Origin of the sequence: Flagellimonas lutimaris (assembly GCF_051494225.1) — a bacterium.
Lineage (GTDB): Bacteria > Bacteroidota > Bacteroidia > Flavobacteriales > Flavobacteriaceae > Flagellimonas > Flagellimonas lutimaris_A.
This window is the reverse complement of the sequence record NZ_JBNPYE010000002.1, coordinates 509445-532470: the sequence shown is the minus strand read 5'-3', so window position 1 is coordinate 532470 and position 23026 is coordinate 509445. Positions and strand designations below refer to the sequence as shown.

Here is a 23026-nt window from a genome sequence, read left to right as displayed (position 1 = left end):
AAAACTAGAAAATATTAGCTTTTTGTCCTTTTAAAACCAGCTTAATTGAGTGCTTTCTGGGTTAAAATGTGATATCCCAAATAAATCCACCCCATGATCATCAAAACACCACCAATAGGTGTTAAAAATCCTATAATTTTAAAATCAAAAGAGGTTAAACTGTTCAAAGCCAACAAGTAAATAGAAAAAGAGAACAAAACAACACCCAAAAGTATTAGGGAAAAAACAATTTTTTTTGGCTTTACGGGCAAACCGGACCATATTCCCAAAAACAAAAGAAAAAGGGCATGGTACATCTGATACTTTACACCAGTTTCAAAAGTATCGATTGCCTCGGCATCTACTAATTTTTCCAGTCCATGGGCTGCGAAAGCGCCTAAAATAATTGCCAGCATTCCCATTGCAGTTCCAACCAATAAAATTGTTCTGTTCATAACTTTTATTTGCTATTTTTTTAAAAATATAACATTTTAATACCTTAGTGACCGTTCAATTCAAAAGTAAACAAAACACATGGTCCGTACTATTTTAGTTGTTGGAGCAGGTAAATCAACCTCATACCTTCTAGATTATTTCTTAAAAAAAACAAACGAAGAAAATATTCATCTCAAGATTGGTGATATCCATCCAGAGAATATTCCCGATGAATTTGCCGAACACCCAAATTGTACCGTTTTCCCTTTGGATATATTCAACGAAGCCGAAAGAAAAAAGGCAGTTTCGGAAGCCTCCATCGTGGTTTCAATGCTACCGGCACGTTTGCACATCAATGTTGCCCATGATTGTATTGAATTTGAAAAACACTTCATTACAGCTTCATATGTGAGCGACGAGTTAAAGGCCTTGGATGAAGAAGTAAAGAAGAAAGGTCTCGTTTTTATGAACGAAATAGGCCTGGATCCAGGTATCGACCATATGAGCGCGATGGAGGTTATTGATAGAATCCGAGACGCAGGTGGAAAAATGTTGTTGTTCGAATCCTTTACGGGTGGATTAGTGGCTCCCGAGAGCGATACCGATCTATGGCACTATAAGTTTACTTGGAACCCAAGAAATGTGGTCCTGGCCGGTCAGGGAGGTGCTGCCAAATTCATTCAGGAAGGAACCTACAAATACATCCCATATCAAAAGTTATTTAGAAGAACCGAGTTTATGGATATTGAGGGTTACGGTACCTTTGAAGCGTACGCGAATCGGGATTCCTTAAAATACCGTGAAGCTTATGGTTTGCAGGATGCCCTGACTTTGTTTAGAGGAACCATGCGAAGGGTCGGCTTTTCGAAAGCATGGCAAATGTTTGTGATTCTTGGGATGACAGACGACAGCTATAGCATCGAAAATTCCGAAGGAATGTCATATCGAGAATTTGTCAATCTGTTTCTCCCTTATTCCCCTACCGATTCCGTAGAACTAAAAATGAGACATTACCTTAAAATTGATCAAGATGACATTATGTGGGGAAAATTACTGGAGTTAAACCTTTTTGATGACTCCAAGAAAATTCCGCTGAAAAATGCATCCCCAGCACAAATGCTCCAATATATCCTTGAAGATAGTTGGACTTTAAAAGAGAACGAAAAGGACATGATCGTGATGTACCACAAGTTTGGTTACGAATTAAATGGGGAAAAGAAACAAATTGATGCAAATATGGTAGTGACTGGTGAAAACCGAAGGTACACCGCCATGTCTAAAACCGTGGGTCTTCCCGTGGCAATCGCGACGCTCAAAATATTGAATGGTGAGATTAAAACTCCAGGTGTTCAAATTCCAATTAACAAAGAAGTATACAAACCCATTCTAACGGAGCTACAAGCCAGCGGCATTCAATTTAAAGAATACAAAACACCTTATTTAGGATACAACCCAGATTCTGTCGCCAGTTAGTACTTTTTTATTTTCAATATCTTTAGCTTCAAATTAAAATCGAAGTTGTGAAAAACAATAACAATTCAGTGAAGATTGATGGTATTGACAAGAAAATCCTAAGGTACCTTATGGAGGATGCTCGTAAACCCATTCTTGAAATCGCTAGAAATATTGGGATTTCGGGAGCCGCCATTCACCAGAGACTACGCAAACTGGAGAGCTCAGGACTAATCGCTGGCTCTAAATTCGTTATAAACCCAAAGGTTTTGGGCTATTCCACTATGGCCTACATTGGAATTTATTTGGACAAAGCCATGACTAATCCAAGGGCAGTAAAACAATTGGAGGAAATTCCCGAAGTATTGGAATGTCATTATACAACGGGAAACTGGTCCATACTTATTAAAGTGTTGTGCAGGGACAACGAACACTTAATGCAAGTGCTCAACAAAAAAATACAGCAAATAGAAGGGGTCTCCCGCACAGAAACCTTTATCTCATTAGATCAACAAATTGATCGACAAATACGAATTTGATATTTGTATTCAATCTAAATAAATATTACATTTGTCCCCATGAATGTAATATTTCAGTCTGCATATTACACCTTGTATCAAGCTTCCAACGAACGCTGTTTTTATTTTGATTTCGGTCAAAAGACAGTACGTATGTCCTTATGCCAGTTACTCTCACTTCGGCATAAGGTGATGAGCATAAACATTGAGGCGCATTTTGATAGTGATTTGAACGCTCACGGCTTTGAAGTTTTGATGCTTTGCAACAAAGAGCACCTCTTTATCCTTAACACTTTGGAGATTTTGGATTTGAAAAACCTCATCGATGAAAGTTTTGTTGCAATCGGGCTCTCCGTAAACAGAGCGTTGCAAACTTACTAGTACAACAATTTTAATCCAGTCTTAGTTACCTTTTAAATAAGGCCCTAAGCTATACTATACAGATAAAATTCTGTAACTTTATAGACAATCACAATAGCCATATATAGTATGAAAGATATAGCAAGACAAAGCATGAGCATAAAAGTGGAATCCATGGATATGCTCAACGCACAAATAAAAATGGAAGCCCACGCTTCAGCGCTCTATTTGGCCATGGCCTCTTGGTGTGAGCAAAATGGCTTTTTTACTAGCGCCAAGTTTTTCTTTAAACAAACCGAAGAGGAACGCGAGCACATGATGAAGATTTTCAACTTTTTGATTGACACTGGCGGCAACCCAATTTCACCGGAGGTTACCAATATTAATCATGATTATTCATCCATTGTAGATGTTTTTGAATCTACCTTGGAACATGAGATCAAAGTGACCAAATCCATTCATAACATTGTAAACAAAACCCGTGAACTTGGAGATATCACTGCTGAACGATTCTTGGATTGGTTTGTGATGGAACAGGTTGAAGAAGAAAATACAATCAGGGATATTTTGGATATGATCGAGGTAACCGGCACCGAAGGTGTTGGGCTGCAAATGATCGATAACCAAGTTGCCAATTGGATTGATTAACTCGTATTATACTGGACATAAGAAAAGGGGCCAAAAGGCCCCTTTTTTATTGAATTGCTTTGCAATTTACTTTTAATCTCTTCCTCCAAAAATCTGTAATGCCCAATAAAGCAAGGATGCCAAAGCACCTAAGGCCGCTACCAAATAGGTTCTTGCTGCCCATTTCAAGGCATCTTCAGCACCAGAATACTCTTCTTGGGTCACCATATTTTTCTGTTTTAACCATACCAATGCCCTTTTACTGGCATCGTATTCCACAGGTAAGGTTATAAAACTGAATAAAGTGGCAAAGCCCATCATGATCAATCCGGCTACCGCGATATAAAAACCTATACCACCTGCTACACCAGTGGCCGCCATCAACATAATACCTCCAAATACCACCCAAGTGGACATTCCAGAGGTAACACTTACCACAGGAACCAACTTGGAACGCATCGTCAACCACTCATAAGCCTGAGCATGCTGAACGGCGTGTCCACATTCGTGGGCAGCAACCGCTGCTGCGGAAGCATTACGTTGGTTATATACGCCTTCACTAAGGTTAACCGTTTTATTTTTAGGATTATAATGGTCCGTTAGCATCCCAGGAGTCGAAATTACCTTAACATCCCGAATCCCATGGTCGTCAAGCATTTTCTGAGCAATCTCAGCACCACTCATGCCATTACGCAAATGAACCTTTGAATATTTTTTGAACTTGCTCTTCAATTGGTTGCTCACCATCCAGCTGATCAGCGCAATTCCACCAATCAATATATAATATGTCATCATAGCCTAAACTCGTTTAATTGAATATAAATATACCATATAAAAGCAAAAACCCCGCCAAATAATGGCAGGGCACTTTAACTGTCAAAATGTTAGTGTTTTAAACCAATACTGGCTCTAGCTTAAAAGTTTCAGCAATTTCTTTGTACACTATCTCACCTTCGACCACGTTCAATCCTTTTTCCAAAGATTTATCCAATTTACAGGCACTTCTCCATCCCATATTGGCCAATTTTAGCACATAGGGCAGTGTTACATTCGTCAAGGCAACTGTAGAAGTATAAGGCACTGCCCCTGGCATATTGGCTACACAGTAATGGACCACATCATCAATAATATAAATGGGATCCTCATGGGTCGTTGGTTTGGTGGTTTCCACACATCCACCTTGATCCACCGCTACATCCACTATAACGGTTCCTGGATGCATGTCCTTGAGCATATCCCTTGTAATCAAGTTAGGGGCTTTTGCTCCTTTTAAAAGGACACCACCGATAATTAAATCGTTTGTTTTAATATGATTTCTGATATTGAACTCATTCGAAAAACCGGTTACTACATGACTTGGCATAATGTCATTCACATATCTGAGACGTTTCATGTTCACATCCAAAATGGTTACTTGGGCCCCCAATCCTGCTGCCATTTTAGCAGCCTGAATACCCACCGTACCCGCTCCGAGCACCAAAACACGTCCTGGGGACACTCCGGGAACTCCGCCTAAAAGCACTCCTTTCCCTTTTACAGGCTTCTCCAGATATTTAGCTCCTTGCTGAATGGCCATTCTACCCGCCACTTCGGACATTGGCGTCAACAAAGGCAAGGTTCCATCTTCATCCTCCACCGTTTCGTAGGCAATACAGATAGCTTTGCTCTTGATCATGGCCTTGGTCAACGCCTCACTTGAGGCAAAATGAAAATAGGTAAAGACAATTTGCCCTTCTTGAATCAAATTATATTCTTCTGCAATGGGCTCCTTTACCTTTACGATCATATCGCTCATGACATACACCTGACCAATAGTGTCCAAAATAGTGGCCCCTGCCCGTTGGTAATCCTGATTAAAAAAACCACTTCCCTCACCTGCGCCGGATTGCACATATACAGTGTGGTTGTTCTTTACCAATTCAAATACACCAGAGGGCGTCATGCCCACCCGGCTCTCATTGTTTTTGATTTCTTTAGGTATCCCAACAGTCATAATGTTGTTTTATATAGTTGATGGGCCAAAGTTGAATAAAAAAATCAAATAAAAACACAAATACTCGACAAAAAACAGGGGTGTTACGCCAAAATAACCATATTTTAACATTTATACCCTTATTTTTATGGGGTCAAATTATTTTTAAACACGTTTTATAAATAATACCCCTAATTTTTAAAGGGTATATATGCATAATAATAAAAAAGCATGCCGATTGGCATGCTTTTTAGGGGGTATTACTATAAAATTCTTAAATAATTCTTCTAATAATCCTATTTTGGGACTATCCTACGATATTTACAATCTTTCCAGGCACCACAATCACCTTTTTAGGTGTTCTGCCTTCCAATTGGGCCTGTGTTTTTTCATGGGCCAAAACGGCTGCCTCGATTTCATCCTTACTCATATCTAAAGGCAACTCCAATTTGAAGCGCATTTTACCATTAAAGGATATTGGATATTCCTTGCTGCTTTCCACCAAATGTTTTTCCTCAAACTTGGGGAAGGGTGCTTCGGCAATGGACTCTGAATGACCCAAACGACTCCAAAGCTCCTCGGCAATGTGAGGTGCATAAGGCGACACCAAAATGGCCAAAGGTTCCAAAATGGCCTTGCTGGTACATTTTTGGGATGTCAATTCGTTGACGCAGATCATAAAGGTGGACACCGAGGTGTTGAACGAGAAATTCTCGATATCCTCCTCCACTTTTTTGATGGTCTTGTGCAGGGTTTTTAGATTTTCAGCAGTGGGTTCCGCTTCGGCTCCGCTCAGCGAGCCATTTGTATATGGTGCATACAACTTCCAAAGTTTCTTTAGGAAGGAATGCACGCCCGTGATTCCCGCCGTGTTCCAAGGTTTGGACTGCTCCAAGGGACCCAAGAACATTTCGTACAAACGCAACGAATCTGCCCCGTACTCCTCACAAATGGCATCGGGGTTGACGACATTGTATTTGGATTTGGACATTTTTTCAACTTCACGGCCTACAATATATTTTCCATCTTCAAGTATAAACTCTGCATCCTTATATTCCGGTTGCCATTTTTTGAAGGCTTCCACATCCAATTCATCCGATGCATTTACCAAAGAAACATCAGCATGAACAGAATTTAATGGAGTTATCAATATTAATTCATCCTTTTCAATTTTTTTCAATAATTCTGAATCGATATCAGACTTAACAAGACGAGTCAATTCATCATTACTTTCGTTTAAGGATTTATAATAAAGTTCTTTGGAGATAAAAATGAATTTCTTGTCAACAAGTATATTTCCTGTACCCCCTTTTTCCAAGATTGAGTAATAAGTAAAGTATACAAACGCACTAGTCCCCGTAATCATCCCTTGGTTGATCAACTTTTTGGCAAACTCGTCTTTGGGCACATACCCCATATCAAACATAAACTTCTGCCAAAAACGGGAATACAACAAGTGGCCCGTAGCGTGTTCGCTACCTCCTATATATAAGTCCACATCTTGCCAATAGTTGATGGCTTCGGGGGAGAAAATAGCGTCGTCATTCCGTGGATCCATATACCTATTAAAGTATTGGGAACTTCCCGCCCAACCGGGCATCGTGTTCAATTCCAAAGGAAAAATGGTCTTGTGATCAATCAAATCATTGGAAACAACTTCATTTTTATCGGTGTCCCAGGCCCATTCCGTAGCGTTGCCCAATGGTGGTTCGCCTGTTTCGGTAGGGAGGTATTTTTCCACTTCGGGCAATTGCAAAGGCAAATGCTCCACATCGATCATCTGCGGCATACCATCCACATAATACACGGGGAAGGGCTCGCCCCAATATCGCTGACGGCTAAATACGGCATCGCGCAAACGGTAGTTCACTTTGCCTTCGCCGTGCCCGATCTTTTCCAACTCTACAATGATTTTCTTCATCGCCTTTTTATACGGCAATCCGTTTAGAAAATCAGAATTGGCAATTACCGTTGTTTCCTTGTCAGCAAAGGCCTCTTTGGAAATATCTACCCCTTCAAAAATATTGGGGATGTCTATATTGTAATGTTTTGCAAAATCGTAATCACGTTGGTCGCCGCAGGGCACGGCCATAACCGCTCCCGTTCCGTAACTGGCCAACACGTAGTCGCCAATCCAAATTGGAATGGGCTCTTTGGTGAACGGATGCTCTGCATATGCGCCCGTGAACACCCCCGAAATGGTTTTCACATCGGCCATACGGTCACGCTCGGAACGTTTTGCCGTAGCTTCCACGTAAGCATCTACTTCAGCTTTTTGTTCTGGCGTAGTGATTTTGGCCACCAACTCGTGCTCTGGGGCCAAGGTCATAAAACTTACCCCGAAAATGGTGTCGGGGCGAGTGGTGAAGACTTCTATCTCATAAGGCTTCTCGACTGCGCTCGAAGTGATATCGTCGCCCGAGACCCCATCTTGGTCGCTTCGACTGCGCTCAGCGTCCAATACATTAAAAGTAACCGATGCACCCACGGAACGTCCGATCCAGTTGGTCTGGGAATCCTTTAAAGGTTGTGGCCAATCAATTTTATCCAATCCGTCCAACAAACGCTGGGCATACGCAGTAATGCGCATACTCCATTGCGTCATTTTTTTACGCACCACGGGGTGACCGCCACGTTCGGAAACTCCGTTCACGATTTCATCGTTGGCCAAAACGGTTCCCAAGGCGGGACACCAGTTGACTTCGGTATCCGCCAAATAGGTCAATCTGTATTTTAAAAGGATTTCTTGCTTTTCCTTATCGGAATACCCATTCCAAGTTGCTGCATCAAAGCTTGGGGTATCATCATCACAAGTTGCTTCGACATTGGCATTTCCTTCTTTTTCAAAAATGGAAATCAAACTGGAAATGTTTTCTGCTTTGTCGGATTTCTTGTTGTACCACGCATTGAACAATTGAATAAAGACCCATTGCGTCCATTTATAATATTGCGGGTTGGAGGTACGCACCTCGCGGCTCCAATCAAAAGAAAAACCGAGCTGATCTAACTGCTCACGGTATCTGTTAATGTTATTTTCCGTAGTGATGGCCGGATGCTGCCCTGTTTGAATCGCATACTGTTCCGCCGGTAACCCAAAGGAATCGTAACCCATGGGGTGCAACACATTGAATCCTTTATGTCTTTTGTAACGCGAATAGATGTCCGTGGCAATATACCCCAGCGGGTGCCCTACGTGCAACCCCGCCCCTGATGGGTAAGGGAACATCGACAATGCATAAAATTTAGGTTTTTCGGAATCGTTGGATGCCTTAAAAGTTTCATTTTCTGCCCAATACTTCTGCCATTTGGCTTCAATTTCGCGGAAATCGTAATTCATTGTTAATCTTGTTCAATTTCGTGTGCAAAAATAGGTTTAATCCCCTAAATACAATTTACTTTTCTATTTTTACGTACTGATTCTACCATATGAGCCAATATATTGAACGATATCAGCGACGAAAACTGATTTCCTCTTACTTTTCCGTGGCTTTGAGCATTGCCCTGGTCCTGTTTCTTTTGGGTGTTTTGGGCCTTTTGGTGCTCAATACCAAAAAATTGGCGGATCACTTTAAGGAGCAGATCACGATTTCGGTGTTTTTAAAGGACAATGCCAAACCTGTGGAAATAGATCAACTGCAAAAAAGTTTAACGCTAGCGGAGTATACCAAATCTGCCGTATATATTTCCAAGGAAGATGCAGCAGAGCAATACAGCGAGGATATTGGTGAAAATTTTGAAGAGTTTTTGGGCTACAATCCATTAAAAAATTCCATTGATGTGAATTTGAAAGCTGATTTCGTATCCTCCCAACAGATTGATGAGATTGCAGAGGAACTCGCAGCCAAAGCCTATGTTGATGAAGTGAGTTACGATAAACCCTTGATTTCCCTGCTCAACAATAATGCGCGAAAAATTAGCCTATGGATATTAGTGGCCAGTGGCGTTTTTACTGTAATTGCTGTTTTGCTGATCAACAGTTCCATTCGCCTTTCCATTTATTCCAAACGATTTATCATCAAGACCATGCAAATGGTTGGGGCAACGAAAACGTTTATTCGAAGACCATTCATCTGGACGAATATTAAATTGGGGATGGCAGGAGCTTTTGTCGCCTTGATCGGGTTGGGTGTTTTGGTATATTATATTGACAAAAATTTCCCTGAGTTAAATTTATTACAAGATTATATTGTACTAATCATATTGTTCGTTGGAGTATTTGGTTTAGGCGTAATTATTTCATGGGCCAGCACCCATTTTGCCACGCAACGCTTTTTAAACCTGAGAACGGATGATCTTTATTATTAACTTTGCGACATGAGCAAGAAAAACAACAACGGTCAAAAGCCTACCAAAGAGTTTGTTTTCCAAAAGAAAAACTATCTCTTTCTGTTTATAGGTATTGCCTTTATAGTCCTTGGGTTTATTTTGATGAGCGGTGGTGGAAGTGACGACCCCGAAGTATTCAATCCCGAGATATATAACTTTAGAAGAATTCGCCTCGCGCCTACATTGATTCTTATTGGCCTTGGCATTCAAGTGTATGCCATTTTGTTGAATCCTCACAAGAAAAACAAGGAATAATTTGGAATTAATCGATGCTATCATCCTTGGAATCATTCAAGGATTGACCGAATTTTTACCTGTTTCCTCCAGCGGTCACTTAGAATTAGGAAAAGCCATTTTGGGAGCGCAGGCCGTTCCTGAAGAAAGTCTTTTGTTCACGGTAATTTTACACTTTGCCACTGCGTTAAGCACTTTGGTGGTCTTCAGAAAAGATGTATTTGATATTTTTAAGGGGCTTTTTCAATTTAAATGGAATGAAGAAACCCAATTTTCTTTAAAAATTATCATTTCCATGATTCCTGCCGCATTGGTCGGACTTTTTTTGAATGATTTCATTGAGGTGTTTTTTGATGGTGCCATCGTGATTGTTGGCATTATGCTTATAATCACTGCTTTTTTATTGTACTTGGCAGACCTTGCCAAAACCACAGACAAAGTGGTATCGTTTCGAAGCGCCTTTGCCATTGGGATGGCCCAGGCCGTGGCTATTCTGCCAGGAATATCACGAAGTGGAGCGACAATTTCAGCCGCCGTTCTTTTGGGAGTAGATAAAACAAAATCGGCCCGTTTTTCTTTTTTGATGGTGGTCCCATTGATTTTGGGAAAAGTCGCCAAAGATTTGATGGGTGGTGAAATCTCCTTTCACGGTGACCAAGCCATAGCTATGGGAGCAGGATTTGTAGCTGCTTTTATTGCCGGTTTGGCTGCCTGTACTTGGATGATAAAACTGGTACGCCAAAGCAAGCTTAGCTATTTTGCCATTTACTGTTTAGTTGTAGGGCTTATCGCTCTTGCGTGGAGCATTTGGGGATGATTTTCGAGAAACTTTTCATCAACTACTATACATTAGCAAAGAAAAATAACAAGGAGCTAACGCATACCAAATTGATTGAAAAATCCACGCGCCTAACAACATTTGTCTTAACCTTAAGTGTAGTCTACTTATTTTTTCTATTGGTGTATATCGTGGATGCTTTTTTTCAATATAATCTTCCTCTACGTACTTACAAATGGGAATTGATTATTGCAATCAGCACATTGGTTTTATTGTTCGATTATTTTTTTAAGAAAAGTATGATGAAAAAGTATCCAAACAATTTAGAAGCTACATATTCTAAAAAAGTTTTCCATATCTATATTTTAACATCAATATATCTGATCGGACCACCAATACTTCTATTTTTATCATTAATAATCTTTTAGTTTTGAACACCAAAGAGGATTTTTTAAACGGTCAAATTTTATTGATCGATAAACCGCTGGAATGGAGTTCTTTCCAAGCGGTGAATGCCCTAAAATGGGCCATTCGAAAAAAATTCAGCCTTAAAAAGATAAAAATTGGTCATGCAGGCACCTTGGACCCCTTGGCCACGGGACTATTGATTATCTGCACAGGGAAATTCACCAAAAAAATCCCAGAGCTGCAAGGTCAGGTTAAAGAATACACTGGAACTTTCACCTTGGGTGCCACTACACCATCTTATGATTTGGAGACCGAAGTGAATGAGACCTTTCCAACAGACCATATTACGGACACATCTATCAAAGAAGCTACCAAAGAATTCTTGGGCGAGATTGACCAAGTACCACCCATCTTTTCAGCATTAAAAAAAGATGGCAAACGACTGTACGAACTTGCCCGTGAAGGCAAACAAGTAGAAATAAAATCACGTAAAATAGAAATCCTTGAGTTTGAGATTACCCGAATTTCCCTCCCCGAAGTGGACTTTCGGGTCGTCTGCAGCAAAGGGACCTATATACGTTCCTTAGCACATGATTTTGGAAAGGCTGTGGGCTCTGGGGCCCACTTATCCAAGCTTAGAAGAACCAAAATAGGGCATTTCAACGTAGATAATGCTACCACACCCATTGTTTTTAGGGAAAACTTAGGTGTTGAGAGCTCAACCTAGAATGGTTGGCATAAAATATTTTTTAAAAAAAGCGGTTATAGTTAAACCATGAACTTAAATAAGAGCCAGTTATCACTTTTGATTACTTTTTTCTCTATGTCCATAGTGATTTTATTGCTTTTCAATATTCACTTAGGAGGCGTACAAGAGGATGAGTATGTCATTGAAATGAGCCTGGCCGATGAGGACATTGAGAAACTTCTCGAAGAGGAAGAAGAACGACTTGAAGAACTGAAGGCCAACAGTGACCCCATTAAAAGTCATATGGCGCTCAATGAAACCGCAAAGCCCAGCGTTGGAAACCCCGAACCCTTAAAAACTTTGGAAGAGCTCATGGAAGAGAGAGCCCTTAACAGTGAAACAGGAGAATATGCGGACAACTCCGGTTTTGAAGAGCAGTTGAAACAATTAAAGGCCAAGCGAGACGAGAACAAGGAAAAATTAGGCGAACGTGATGCCCAAAAAGAAGAATACACCAATTATTTAAAGGATAGACGTACTTCCATTTCGTATTCCCTGGTAGACCGGAACGCTTATCATCTTCCACCACCCATTTATACCTGTATTGAAGGCGGAAAGGTTGTTGTAAACATAACCGTGGACAACAATGGGTATGTAACCGAAGCAAGTTTTAACGATAAAAGTTCCGGAACAGATAACGGTTGTTTGGTAGACAATGCAATCGCTTATGCCCTTAAAGCCCGTTTTAGTTCAGATTCCCGAAATTCGCAGATTGGAACGATTACTTATCTATTCCAAAGCAAGTAATCCTAAGATATCTTCTAGAATATTTTGTCCTTTGTTTTTGTTGTACCAAACCTGTAGTTCTTGTTTGAACTCAGCGGTTAATTTTCCATGCTCTTCTTTGAAGTCCGCTACCATTTGAGTGGCAATGCTCGGTCTAGGACCCCACTCTCCAATTATTTCATTATTGGCTGTATCCAAAATAATTACTTTAGGAATGGAACGGGCGCCATTGGTTAAAAAAGCATCAATTAATTCTGGATTTTCATCCCTTAAAACTACCTTCAAAGAAATATTTGGGCTTATTTCGGCTATTTTATTTACCACAGGCAAACTGGCTGCTGCATCTCCGCACCAACCTTCGGTAATTACCAAAAACATGAGCTCCTTATCTAATGCTTGCAATTTTTGTTGGATGTCTTCCGGAATTTTAAAAGTTTTATCCCATCGAGTCATCCTGCGGTCATTCAATTTGGTGAAATCTATCCTAGCTTCGGATTGCTCATCCCCAGTTGTTTTTCCAATTTCTGCCAATTGATGAACCAACTCACGATATTTGAGATAATCCATTCCTTTTGAAATGTATTTCTGAACAATTTCCAATCTATTTCTCTCCAATACTTCCATAAAAATTATTTTTTTCAAAAGTACATATGGCAATCTGGCCATATATTGACTTTTGTCATTGGTTGTTTTTACAACCTAATCCTTACAAACTTGTTTATTTTGAAGGTTTCATATCCCAAAAACCGTCAATTCGAGTGAAATTCTATTTCTCGATACGATTTTCCTTTGGTTTCGACTTCGCTCAATCACCAAAAAATTACTCTAACTGATGGATTTCAATTATAATTCGAAACGGGCTCTTACAAAGCTTTTGGATTAATGGCCAAACTCTTGAACAACATTGCCTTAGCGTAGAAAAACTTGTTCTGCATTTCGTTTTGCTTCAAGTAGGCGTCGATGAGTTTACTCTCCCTAGAATTGATCAGGAACAGGGAGCTTTCACCAAAACTGAATTTTCGTTCCTCTGCATTTAACAAGGTTGAATAATCGTTTACAATATCTTCTATTAACTGATTCTGATCGGTAAAAGAATCCAGTTCGTTGTAAATGGCTATTACCTTGTTCTGTATTTCCACTTGTGCATTGTCCCTTTCATATTCCGCATCCCTGAGCTTAAACTTGGCCAATTTAAGATCTCCACGCTCTTTCCGAAGAAATATGGGCATCTCAAAACTTAATCCAGCTTTGTAGTTCTCGGTGACAAAGGAATTGATCAATTCGGGCGTTTCGGTGACAAAGTTATACTCCGCCTTTAGCTTGGGAAGTAATTTATTTGCTTTTAAACGCTTGTCTACCGTCAATCCTTCAATTTTATAGTCCAAGGACATTAGTTTCGGATGTGTCTCCAAATTGAAACTATCCAATGGCACTCCTTCTATTTCCAAAGTTGAATTGATGTCCATTTCCGGTTCCAGATTGGGCTGTATCCCAGCTTGAAGCTCTACAGGCACATCCTCGATCCACAAATAATTACTGAGCTCCAGTGATTTCTTCATCAATTTCACTTTCGCCTGCTGATAACCCAAATCCCTATTCCTAACCGCAATTTTGGCCTCCACGGTATCGATCATGGCGATATCGCCTGCCAAGGCACGCTCTTTTATTCCTTGAAAACGCATTTCAGCATTATCCAGAAAATCTTTGTACACCTCAGCATCCCTATAAGCTTTCAACCAATCAAAATAGGCAAGTGAGGCATTGTACAACACTTGGTTGACCTGTAAATCTTGGTCTGCCTTCGTTTGTTCCCTGAACAGTTTGGCTTTTCTGAGCGTTGCCATCCTCTCATTGACCCAAAACCCCTGGAGTACGGACATGGAAACCCCTGCACTGTACAAACCATCTTCAGGCAAAGTTTCATCAGGATTTAAATAGTACCCATCATTCTGCTGAAAATTCCCTTTGAGCTCAATCCCAAACCATGTCGGGATTTTGAACGTGGCGTTCAATCGGTCCCAATATTCGGTACCCTTGAACTCCTTCCTGTCAAAATCCACTTCAACTTTGGGATCAAAACCTCCCCTGGCCTTCATAAGTTCCGCCTGTCCAATGGCCATGTTCAGCTGGGCTTGCCTAGCAATAGGGTGGTATTTTTTTACATAGCCCAAATACTCTTTAAATCCAAGTACCAAGGAGTCCTGCTGAGCGTAAAAAAAGCTTACAGAAAAGAAAAAGAGGGTACAAAATAAAAGTAATCTTCTATTTCTTTGTGGCATCTGCACTTGTATTTTGGGGTTGATAATAATTAGGGGGAAAGCCATTCAACTGCCTCCACAATTCAAACCAGATGGGAACATCTTCCAATAGTGCCATAGTGCTTGCCCCTGAGCCTACACGGATATCCTTGGGCCAAGCTGCTTCTTCCTCATCTGGGGCCAACAATACTCTATACTTACCATTTGGACTGATAAAATTCTCAATAGCGACCACTTTTCCACCGAATGTTCCGTAGGAAACATTGGGCCAACCGCTAAAAACTATTGCGGGCCAACCATCGAACTGAATTCTTACCTTTTCGTCCAAATGAATCAATGGAAGGTCTATGGGATCCACAAAAGTTTCTACGGCAATATCATAATCCGAAGGCATTATGCCCACCAAACGTGCCCCCTCTTTAAAAGTTTCCCCAATTCCGGATTGAATGGCCTTAGTGATATAACCATTTTGAGGGGCTTTTATGTACATCATATTGCTCCTCATTTCGTAATTGGTATACTGGTTCTCCAATTTGGTGACCTGAGCCTCGGAATCGAACTGATTGGATTGTGCGGTATAAAGGTCACTTTGTGCCTTTGAAATTTTGTCCGTGTACTCTGCTTGCACCCTATTGATTTCTACTCGAGCATTGATCACATCGTTTTTACTCGCCAACAATTTATTTTCCTGACTTATTAACTTGGCCTGAGTCTCCTGAAGTTTGAGCCGTTTTGTTTCCAAATCGGTTATTGCCTTCAACCCTTCTTCCTGTAGCTTTTCGGTACGATCATACTGGCGTTGGGCAATAGCTATATTGGTCTTTGCAGCTTCTAGGTCAATACTATCACTCTTTACCTTTAACTTGGACTGCATCAATTTATTCTTGGCCTGTTCCAGCTTTAGCCCTCGTTCCTGATTCAGTGCCTTGATCTGTTGGTTCAAAGCCTTCACCTTTTCTTGATAAGAGGTAACCGACATGGATTTGGCCTTAATCTGTTTCCCGGTTCTTTCTACAAGATCTGGGTCAAAGTACTCACTTTTCACTTCCGAGATGAAAAGAATGGTATCTCCCTTTTCCACATAATCCCCTTCCCTTACATACCACTTTTCAATTCGTCCCGGGATAGGGGATTGAATGGTTTGTGGCCGTTGGTCGGGAGTTAAGGTCGTAAGGTACCCTCTACCTGAAATGTTCTGAGTCCATGGCAGAAACATCATAAAAAGCACTATAATGGAAAAGGACGCCAAAAAGCGATTAAATTGCTTATAATGTCTCTTGTGAAAAACTTTTTTACCAGCCTTATATCCAGTAAGGTCCACCTTCACGTTCAATTTAGTATTTGAAGAAATATTCAGCATGAACTTTATTTTACGTTGATCAATCTACCTTTATCCATTCGAATGATTTGATTGCAGCGAGTTGCCCATTTTGGGTTTTCACTAACAATCACTAAAGCCCATCCATTGGAAGGGTCGGCCAAAAAATCCATCATCCTTTCCGTTCCTTCTTCATCATATTGCTCCAAGGGATCTTTTAGAATCATAAGTTTAGGTCGGGTTACAATACTTCTGGCCAAAACTATCTTTCTGGAAATAAAATCAGGTATTTTTTTTCCTTCAGGATACAATACTGTTTTAAGTCCATTGGGCTGTTCTTTTACAAATTGAGTAAGGCTTACTTTTTCCAAGGCCCAATACACATCTTCCATCGAAATATCCTTGTTACCAAAGGTAATGTTGTCCAATAGGGTTCCGTCAAAAGGATATTCTTCGTTAAGGGAGTGGCCCAAATAAGATCGATACTGGCTCAACTTAACTCCATGGAGCGCTACATTGTTAACGTATATTTTCCCTGTGTCGGGTTCAAGGATCCCGGCGATCATCCGAAGTAGGGTAGATCTTCCCGACCCACTCTTTCCTTGTACCAACAATTTGGTATCAGGTGTAATTGTAAGTGATAGATTGTCTATTATTTTTTTATCCAGTCCCGGAACTTTGTAAACAATATCCTCCAGTTCCACGGTTAAGCCCTCTGCATCTTTAAATGGAGTTTCACCAGTTTGGGGCTCTAGTTCTTTATCCACGACCTGGCCCATTTTTTCCAAAGAAGTCAATAGATCGTAAAATGTTTCCAAACCTAAAATCATCTTCTCCACCGAGCTAATCACCAATAAAATAATGATCTCCGCCGCAACAAACTGTCCAATATTCATCTGTTGGTCCAAAACCAACAACCCACCAATCAACAATAGCCCCGCTGTAACCAAGACTTTAAAGCCTATCATTTGAATAAACTGCAAGACCAATATTCTAAAGTGACCTTCTCTGGCCTCCAAATATTCATCTACCAGTGCATCGTTTTTGTCCAACGCATGGGAGGTTTTTCCAGAAAGTTTGAAACTGACAATGGAACGGGCAATTTCTTGTACCCAATGTGCCACCTTGTATTTTATCTTGGATTCTTCCAAACTGGTATCCAATCCCCTTTGCGCAGTAAACTTGAACACGATATATATAAGCAAAAGCAATAATAATCCGTAGATAATAAAGAAAGGATGGTAGAAAGAAAGCAACAACAATCCAAAAACTATCTGTAACAAAGCTGCCGGAAAATCGATAAGTATTTTAGAGAGTGATTTTTGAACTGTGAGCGTATCAAAAAAACGGTTGGCCAGTTCAGGCGGATAATAGTATCGAAGCTCACTCATTTTGATTTTTGGAAAACGATAGGCAAATTCAAAAGATGAGCGGGTAAAAATTTTCTGCTGAAGGTTTTCAATAATGCGTATCTGCATTAACTGAAGCACACCGACAAATGCAACCCCCAAAGTAACCAACACAACCAATACAATCCAAGAGGTGCTCACCCTTGCCCCTTGTATGAGGTTAATAATTGCCTGTATACCCAAAGGAAGGGACAGGTTTACCAAACCAGCAAAAATAGCATAGTAAAATATTTGAAAAATGTCCTTTTTATCCAAGGCCAACAACCCTATTAAGCGCTGCCAAGCGGTCAGTATATTTTTAGCCATTAACTTTAAGATTTAACGTTCGGAATATTAGATCCGTAAAAAATTGGGTTGGAGTAATTTTTTGATTACAATTGGTAAGCTTGGGGAAATGCTCTGCTAAAAAATATTGGTGCAACGTACCTTCCAAAATGGTACTTGCCAAACTCAAAGGGTAAGGATAATTATTATCCACAGCTTGAATCATTTTACTGATACGGCTCACTATTCGCTTACTAATTGTAAAGTAACCATCCTTGTTCTCTTGGTCCACCTCTTTTACCAAATAGGATTTTGAATACTCATTGATAATCAATTTATTTAGCACTACCTCGTTTACGTGTGAAAAGGAACTGTCCTCCTCCACATTTTGTGTAAGTACCTCCATTGCCTTTTTTAGTTTTTCCACTGGATCGGAAATGCCATTGGTAGCAAAAACCATACGATATTCCATCCAGCCCCAATACCAGGATGCCAAATAGAGCAGAAGTTTGTGTTTGTTTTCAAAATACCGATAAATCGAACTCTCATTAGAATGGATTCGAGCGCCAAGCTTTTTAAACGTAAAGCTTTCGAAACCAATTTCGTCAATCAACAAAATACTGTGCTCTATAATTTTTTTGCCCAAATCTGAAGATTCAGGGTCCTTGACATAGAGTTTTCCATTCATTTCCAATTTCACGGATTTCATCAAAATATCCATTCCAGCCAATTTTTAAAATATTTTCTCGCAAATATAATAGTATTACTATCAAACTATAATACTTTAACTTCCACTTAACGATTTCTTATTTTCCGTTACTTTTACCAAAAAAATAATTATGGACAAGCACAGATGTGGTTGGTGTGTTGGCGACCCCCTTTACGAAGCCTATCATGATGAGGAATGGGGCGTACCCGTAAAGAACGATGAAACCCTGTTCGAGTTCTTGATTCTGGAGACCTTTCAGGCTGGATTAAGCTGGATCACTGTATTAAAAAAACGTGAAAATTTTAGGAAGGCTTTTGACCATTTTGACTACAAAAAGATTGCAAACTACGATCAAACTAAGATTGATGCTCTTCTTCAGGACTCTGGAATTATCCGAAATAAATTAAAAGTAAATGCCACAATCTCCAATGCAATTGCTTTTATGGAGGTTCAAAAAGAGTTTGGTAGTTTCAGCAAATACATCTGGGATTTTGTGGATGGAACACCCATTAAAAATGAGTGGGGAAATTATAAAGATGCTCCGGCCACAACTGAATTATCCGATGTAATAAGTAAAGATTTAAAGAAAAGAGGGTTCAAATTTGTGGGAAGTACAGTAATTTATGCTCACATGCAGGCTACCGGAATGGTAAACGACCACGAGGTAAACTGCTTTAGGTACCATCAAGTATAATTTTCGAGTTTTATTGACGAACACCCTATTATCCCTGTAATATCTTCACAAACTCTTTTCTGGGGATTAACTCAGCTCCCAAACTCTCCAAGTGGTTGGTATGCACTTGACAATCGATAATTTGGTATCCCTTCTCGCCCAGTTCCTGCGTCATTTTTATAAAGGCAAACTTAGAAGCATTGGGTCGCAAACTGAACATGCTTTCCCCGCAGAACACATGCCCCAAATCCACTCCGTACAAACCACCAACAAGTTCTTCATTTTCCCAAACTTCAAAAGACCGTGCATATCCTTTTTTGTACAGATTCATGTAAGCCATTTTCATTTCAGGGGTAATCCATGTACCGTCCTGCCCTTTTCGCTCAATTTGGGCACAATAGTCCATTATTTCCTCAAAACAAGTATTTTGGGTTAGGGTAAATGTTCCATTACGAATTACTTTGCGCATGCTTTTGGATACCTTAACTTTTTCGGGAAAAAGAACCATTCGTGGATCGGGTGCCCACCACAAAATCAAAGAGTCATCATTGAACCACGGAAAAATTCCATTTTTATAGGCCAACAACAACCTTTCTGGCGATAAATCACCGCCAACGGCAAGCAATCCATCTTCAGTAGCGGTATCAACAGGAGGAAACTCCAACCTTTTGCTCAAAAAATGTAAAGGAGTATTTTCCACAAGCAATTTTTTCTAAAAATACAAATAGGGCCAAAAACACAAAAATCCGAACCAAAGGTTCAGATTTTCTATGTTGTCTTTAAGTTACCTTTTCCTATTAGAATGGCAAATCATCATGATCTTCCTCATTCAAGTCGTCTGCCGGTTCAAAAGCTTCCATTGGAGGAACGGGAGGCATATTATCTGAACCTTGTTCTTGTTGCAGATTTTCAATACGCCATCCTTGAATGGAGTTGAAATACTTGGTCTCACCTTGAGGGTTCACCCACTCTCTTCCTCTTAGGTTGATACTAATCTTCACCATTTGACCAACGCTATAGCTGTTTAGTAAGTCGCACTTATCCTGCACAAACTCAACCAATATATGCTGAGGATATTGCTCCTCAGTAGTTACGACCACTTCTCTTTTTCTGAAACCATTGTTACCAAACGTTTTGGTTTCATCTATCATTTTGATTCTTCCCTGAACTTCCATGCAATGTTAATTTTTGTTGAAAACTCAAAAGTACATAAAATGAATTCCAATAGCAGACGTTATTTTAACGAACTATCAACATGTTTTCCATTTACCTATCTTTAAAAAGAATTTGACCACTAATGAACTTTAGTCCTAAACGGAAAGCTTCAAACATAATAATGCTGATTTCGGCATTCATTATTGTGAGTCTTATTTTATGGAACACCAATAGCTTTTTTAGAAAATTTAAAGAGGAGGAACGTTTAAAAATGGAAATATGGGCCACGGCCCAATTGGAGCTCATCCAATCCTCAGTGGACCAAGAACTGGGAAATCTCACCCTTAAGGTACTTGGCAACAATACTTCCACTCCAATGATTTTGATGAACGAAGAGGGGTCCTACAAAACACACAATATCCCGGAAGAGAAGGTATCGGACAGCGCATACATCCTAAAAAAAATTGCACAGTTTAAAAGTGAGAACAAACCCATAGAAATTATACAGGAAGATGAATTGCTGGAAACGCTGTATTATGGCAACTCCGAAGTACTGAACAAATTAAAGTACTACCCATTGGCCTTGTTGTTGATCATTTTCTTGTTTGGCGCGGTCATATTCTTTTTCTTTCGAACGAACAAAGCATCGGAACAGAACAAACTTTGGGCGGGAATGGCCAAGGAAACGGCTCATCAAATTGGAACCCCCCTTACCTCACTATTGGGTTGGAACGAGCTCTTGAAATCGGAGGACATCAACCCAGAAGTAACACTAGAAATAGCGAAGGATATCGACCGCTTGGAAACGATTACCGAACGTTTTTCCAAAATTGGGTCGGTTCCGGAATTAAGAGAACATGATATTGTTGCGGAAACCAAAAAAGCTTATGATTACCTAAAACAACGTAGCTCAAAGCTTGTTCATTTTTCTTTTAGTTCCAATGTAGATGAGACTCCAGTTTTAATGAATCCTCCCTTATATAACTGGAGCATTGAGAATTTGGTAAAGAACGGTATCGATGCCATGAAAGGGAAAGGGAATATTGCCATTCAAATCGAAAAAAAGGGACAAACCATCAACATTTTGGTTTCAGATACCGGCCACGGCATCCCCAAAAGCGATTTCCAGAACATTTTTAACCCCGGGGTTACTTCCAAACAAAGAGGCTGGGGATTAGGACTTTCGTTGGTAAAAAGAATTGTTGAAGAATACCATAAAGGAAAAATTAAAGTATTTTCGTCTAGTAAAGAAGGAACTATCATGCAAATTTCCCTACGAGCAAATGAAAATTGAACTATGGCCAAGGAAAAACAACTTGTAATACAAGAAGCTGATATCACCAACAATTGCCCCGAATGTTTTAATCAGGAACTTAAAATTACATTTTACCAAAAACACACTTTTAATGCACTTTACCACAGGACCACAGGTGTTGTGACACATGAAATCAAATGTAAAAAGTGTAACTCGATTATTTACCCGGTAAACTGGACCCCTGATATTGAGCGGGTTTTCGACTACTACAACAAACTGGTTAAACCAGACAGACCTGCCGTAAGGTTTACCATGTTGTTTTTTATCCTTTTGATATTGATGCTGTGCTTGGTAGCAGCAGGAGTCTATTTTTACCTAGAAGGTCTTAATTAAGAAAAGACCGGATTTCCGATGCAACGTTTTCAAACTCTTCGGCGGTAAGACTTTCCTTGTGTTGAAAAGTGGCATTCGCCATACTTTGCAGTGGAATAAGATGCACATGCACATGGGGTACCTCTAAACCAATAACGGACATTCCCACACGTTTACAAGGTACTGCTTTCTCAATGGCAAGCCCCACCTTTCTTGAAAAAGCCATGAGCTTCATGTAGGATTCCTCATCAAGGTCCATAATCTTATCCACCTCTTTTTTCGGAACACATAACGTATGTCCTTTAGAGTTTGGGTTGATGTCCAAAAATGCGTAGTTATCATCATCCTCCGCAATTTTATAGGAAGGTATTTCCCCATTGATGATTTTTGTGAAGATACTGGCCATTCTGATTCCGTTTTAAAATAAAAAATCCCGTCTTTCAACAGGATTAAATATAACCAATTTTGTTGCTGTTATTCTCGAGTAATCTCTAAAATTTCAAAGTTCAAAGTTCCGTTGGGTACCTTGATCTCTGCCACATCACCAACTTCTTTTCCCAACAATCCTTTTCCAATAGGGGATGTTACCGAAATTTTGCCTGTTTTTAAATCGGCTTCACTCTCTGCCACCAAGGTATACTTCATTTCCATGCCATTGGCTTGATTTTTAAGCTTAACAGTAGAAAGAACCAAGATTTTGGAGGTGTCCAATTGTGATTCATCTATCAAACGGGCATTGGCCAAGGTTTCTTCCATTTTGGAAATCTTCATTTCCAAAAGACCCTGGGCTTCTTTTGCAGCATCATATTCTGCATTCTCGGAAAGATCTCCTTTGTCTCTTGCCTCTGCAATAGCTTGGGATGCTTTGGGACGCTCTACATCTTTCAATTGATTCAACTCGTCCCTCAATTTCTTTAATCCTTCGGGCGTATAGTATGAAACGTTGCTCATATCGTTAATTTTTAATGCAAAGAGGCATCGAAGAAAATCAAAAAATTTCCCCAATGAACTCTTACTCTACAAATACAAAAAATCCTCAACTATACCCAT

Annotated in this window: 25 protein-coding genes; 12 read left to right on the top strand and 13 right to left on the bottom strand. The window is 40.0% G+C overall.

Going from position 1 to position 23026, the window contains the following annotated elements:
- Nucleotides 1-41 precede the first annotated feature (41 nt).
- Nucleotides 42-434 carry a DUF423 domain-containing protein gene (locus tag ACQQ5U_RS07615; protein ID WP_437396465.1) on the bottom strand — a complete coding sequence of 131 codons (393 nt, stop codon included), beginning with the start codon at nt 432-434 and terminating at the stop codon, nt 42-44.
- 79 nt (nt 435-513) lie between these two features.
- Between ACQQ5U_RS07615 and ACQQ5U_RS07610 the strand changes: the two genes are divergently transcribed.
- From ACQQ5U_RS07610 to ACQQ5U_RS07595, 4 genes are all read left to right on the top strand, one after another.
- Complete coding sequence (locus tag ACQQ5U_RS07610) at nt 514-1887, top strand: saccharopine dehydrogenase family protein (protein WP_437396464.1); 1374 nt, start codon at nt 514-516, stop codon at nt 1885-1887.
- A gap of 47 nt (nt 1888-1934) precedes the next feature.
- The gene (locus ACQQ5U_RS07605; RefSeq protein WP_437396463.1) at nt 1935-2405 is read left to right on the top strand and encodes an Lrp/AsnC ligand binding domain-containing protein; all 471 of its coding nucleotides are present in this window, start codon (nt 1935-1937) and stop codon (nt 2403-2405) included.
- A 39-nt stretch (nt 2406-2444) separates the two neighbouring features.
- Nucleotides 2445-2765, top strand: a complete 321-nt coding sequence (locus tag ACQQ5U_RS07600; protein ID WP_437396461.1) for a hypothetical protein — start codon at nt 2445-2447, stop codon at nt 2763-2765.
- Nucleotides 2766-2873: 108 nt separating this feature from the next.
- Nucleotides 2874-3392 carry a ferritin gene (locus tag ACQQ5U_RS07595; protein WP_437396460.1) on the top strand — a complete coding sequence of 173 codons (519 nt, stop codon included), beginning with the start codon at nt 2874-2876 and terminating at the stop codon, nt 3390-3392.
- Nucleotides 3393-3464: 72 nt separating this feature from the next.
- Here ACQQ5U_RS07595 and ACQQ5U_RS07590 read toward each other — a convergent pair whose 3' ends face one another.
- The 3 genes from ACQQ5U_RS07590 to ACQQ5U_RS07580 all read right to left on the bottom strand — a co-directional run bounded on the left by ACQQ5U_RS07590 (nt 3465) and on the right by ACQQ5U_RS07580 (nt 8680).
- Complete coding sequence (locus tag ACQQ5U_RS07590) at nt 3465-4166, bottom strand: zinc metallopeptidase (protein WP_437396459.1); 702 nt, start codon at nt 4164-4166, stop codon at nt 3465-3467.
- A 97-nt stretch (nt 4167-4263) separates the two neighbouring features.
- Nucleotides 4264-5364, bottom strand: a complete 1101-nt coding sequence (ald, locus tag ACQQ5U_RS07585; RefSeq protein ID WP_437396457.1) for an alanine dehydrogenase — start codon at nt 5362-5364, stop codon at nt 4264-4266.
- Between the two features lie 286 nt (nt 5365-5650).
- Nucleotides 5651-8680, bottom strand: a complete 3030-nt coding sequence (locus ACQQ5U_RS07580; protein ID WP_437396455.1) for a leucine--tRNA ligase — start codon at nt 8678-8680, stop codon at nt 5651-5653.
- An 89-nt stretch (nt 8681-8769) separates the two neighbouring features.
- Between ACQQ5U_RS07580 and ACQQ5U_RS07575 the strand changes: the two genes are divergently transcribed.
- The 5 genes from ACQQ5U_RS07575 to ACQQ5U_RS07555 all read left to right on the top strand — a co-directional run bounded on the left by ACQQ5U_RS07575 (nt 8770) and on the right by ACQQ5U_RS07555 (nt 12584).
- Nucleotides 8770-9648 (top strand): cell division protein FtsX, encoded by an 879-nt coding sequence (locus tag ACQQ5U_RS07575; protein ID WP_437396453.1) that lies wholly within the window; start codon nt 8770-8772, stop codon nt 9646-9648.
- 9 nt (nt 9649-9657) lie between these two features.
- Nucleotides 9658-9924 carry a DUF3098 domain-containing protein gene (locus ACQQ5U_RS07570; protein WP_437396451.1) on the top strand — a complete coding sequence of 89 codons (267 nt, stop codon included), beginning with the start codon at nt 9658-9660 and terminating at the stop codon, nt 9922-9924.
- A 1-nt stretch (nt 9925) separates the two neighbouring features.
- Entirely contained in the window at nt 9926-10720 is a 795-nt protein-coding gene (locus tag ACQQ5U_RS07565) for an undecaprenyl-diphosphate phosphatase (protein WP_437396450.1), read from the top strand.
- A 391-nt stretch (nt 10721-11111) separates the two neighbouring features.
- On the top strand, nt 11112-11816 hold the full coding sequence (truB, locus tag ACQQ5U_RS07560; protein WP_437396449.1) for a tRNA pseudouridine(55) synthase TruB: 705 nt from the start codon (nt 11112-11114) through the stop codon (nt 11814-11816).
- A 48-nt stretch (nt 11817-11864) separates the two neighbouring features.
- Nucleotides 11865-12584, top strand: a complete 720-nt coding sequence (locus ACQQ5U_RS07555; RefSeq protein ID WP_437396447.1) for an energy transducer TonB family protein — start codon at nt 11865-11867, stop codon at nt 12582-12584.
- Here the strand turns inward: ACQQ5U_RS07555 and ACQQ5U_RS07550 are convergent.
- The 5 genes from ACQQ5U_RS07550 to ACQQ5U_RS07530 form a co-directional block, all read right to left on the bottom strand.
- Nucleotides 12567-13229 carry a thioredoxin family protein gene (locus ACQQ5U_RS07550; RefSeq protein ID WP_437396446.1) on the bottom strand — a complete coding sequence of 221 codons (663 nt, stop codon included), beginning with the start codon at nt 13227-13229 and terminating at the stop codon, nt 12567-12569. The two genes, ACQQ5U_RS07555 and ACQQ5U_RS07550, sit on opposite strands and share 18 nt — an antisense overlap.
- 197 nt (nt 13230-13426) lie before the next feature.
- Nucleotides 13427-14842, bottom strand: a complete 1416-nt coding sequence (locus tag ACQQ5U_RS07545) for a TolC family protein (protein WP_437396444.1) — start codon at nt 14840-14842, stop codon at nt 13427-13429.
- A complete protein-coding gene (locus tag ACQQ5U_RS07540; protein WP_437396443.1) occupies nt 14826-16181 on the bottom strand; it encodes an HlyD family secretion protein in 1356 nt (451 codons plus the stop codon). Before ACQQ5U_RS07540 ends, ACQQ5U_RS07545 begins: the two co-directional genes overlap by 17 nt.
- A gap of 5 nt (nt 16182-16186) precedes the next feature.
- Nucleotides 16187-17854, bottom strand: a complete 1668-nt coding sequence (locus ACQQ5U_RS07535; protein ID WP_437396441.1) for a peptidase domain-containing ABC transporter — start codon at nt 17852-17854, stop codon at nt 16187-16189.
- A complete protein-coding gene (locus ACQQ5U_RS07530) occupies nt 17847-18533 on the bottom strand; it encodes a TetR/AcrR family transcriptional regulator (protein WP_437396439.1) in 687 nt (228 codons plus the stop codon). Before ACQQ5U_RS07530 ends, ACQQ5U_RS07535 begins: the two co-directional genes overlap by 8 nt.
- Before the next feature lie 118 nt (nt 18534-18651).
- On the opposite strand from ACQQ5U_RS07530, the gene ACQQ5U_RS07525 reads away from it, so the two are divergent.
- Complete coding sequence (locus ACQQ5U_RS07525) at nt 18652-19215, top strand: DNA-3-methyladenine glycosylase I (RefSeq protein ID WP_437396438.1); 564 nt, start codon at nt 18652-18654, stop codon at nt 19213-19215.
- A gap of 28 nt (nt 19216-19243) precedes the next feature.
- Here the strand turns inward: ACQQ5U_RS07525 and aat are convergent, their stop codons facing one another.
- Together aat and ACQQ5U_RS07515 are read right to left on the bottom strand one after the other, a co-directional pair.
- Nucleotides 19244-19900, bottom strand: a complete 657-nt coding sequence (gene aat, locus ACQQ5U_RS07520; protein ID WP_437396437.1) for a leucyl/phenylalanyl-tRNA--protein transferase — start codon at nt 19898-19900, stop codon at nt 19244-19246.
- A 91-nt stretch (nt 19901-19991) separates the two neighbouring features.
- On the bottom strand, nt 19992-20369 hold the full coding sequence (locus tag ACQQ5U_RS07515; RefSeq protein ID WP_437396435.1) for a DUF3127 domain-containing protein: 378 nt from the start codon (nt 20367-20369) through the stop codon (nt 19992-19994).
- A 122-nt stretch (nt 20370-20491) separates the two neighbouring features.
- Here ACQQ5U_RS07515 and ACQQ5U_RS07510 point away from each other — a divergent pair, with 122 nt between their 5' ends.
- Both ACQQ5U_RS07510 and ACQQ5U_RS07505 read left to right on the top strand, forming a co-directional pair.
- Nucleotides 20492-21643, top strand: coding sequence for a sensor histidine kinase (locus tag ACQQ5U_RS07510; RefSeq protein ID WP_437396434.1), 1152 nt, complete (start codon nt 20492-20494; stop codon nt 21641-21643).
- Nucleotides 21644-21646: 3 nt separating this feature from the next.
- Nucleotides 21647-21997: a hypothetical protein gene (locus ACQQ5U_RS07505; RefSeq protein ID WP_437396432.1), complete on the top strand. Its 351-nt coding sequence runs from the start codon at nt 21647-21649 to the stop codon at nt 21995-21997.
- On the opposite strand, the gene ACQQ5U_RS07500 is transcribed toward ACQQ5U_RS07505, so the two are convergent.
- A complete protein-coding gene (locus ACQQ5U_RS07500; protein ID WP_437396430.1) occupies nt 21990-22382 on the bottom strand; it encodes an HIT family protein in 393 nt (130 codons plus the stop codon). The genes ACQQ5U_RS07505 and ACQQ5U_RS07500 overlap by 8 nt on opposite strands.
- A gap of 68 nt (nt 22383-22450) precedes the next feature.
- A complete protein-coding gene (gene greA, locus ACQQ5U_RS07495) occupies nt 22451-22927 on the bottom strand; it encodes a transcription elongation factor GreA (protein ID WP_437396429.1) in 477 nt (158 codons plus the stop codon).
- Between the last annotated feature and the right edge of the window lie 99 nt (nt 22928-23026).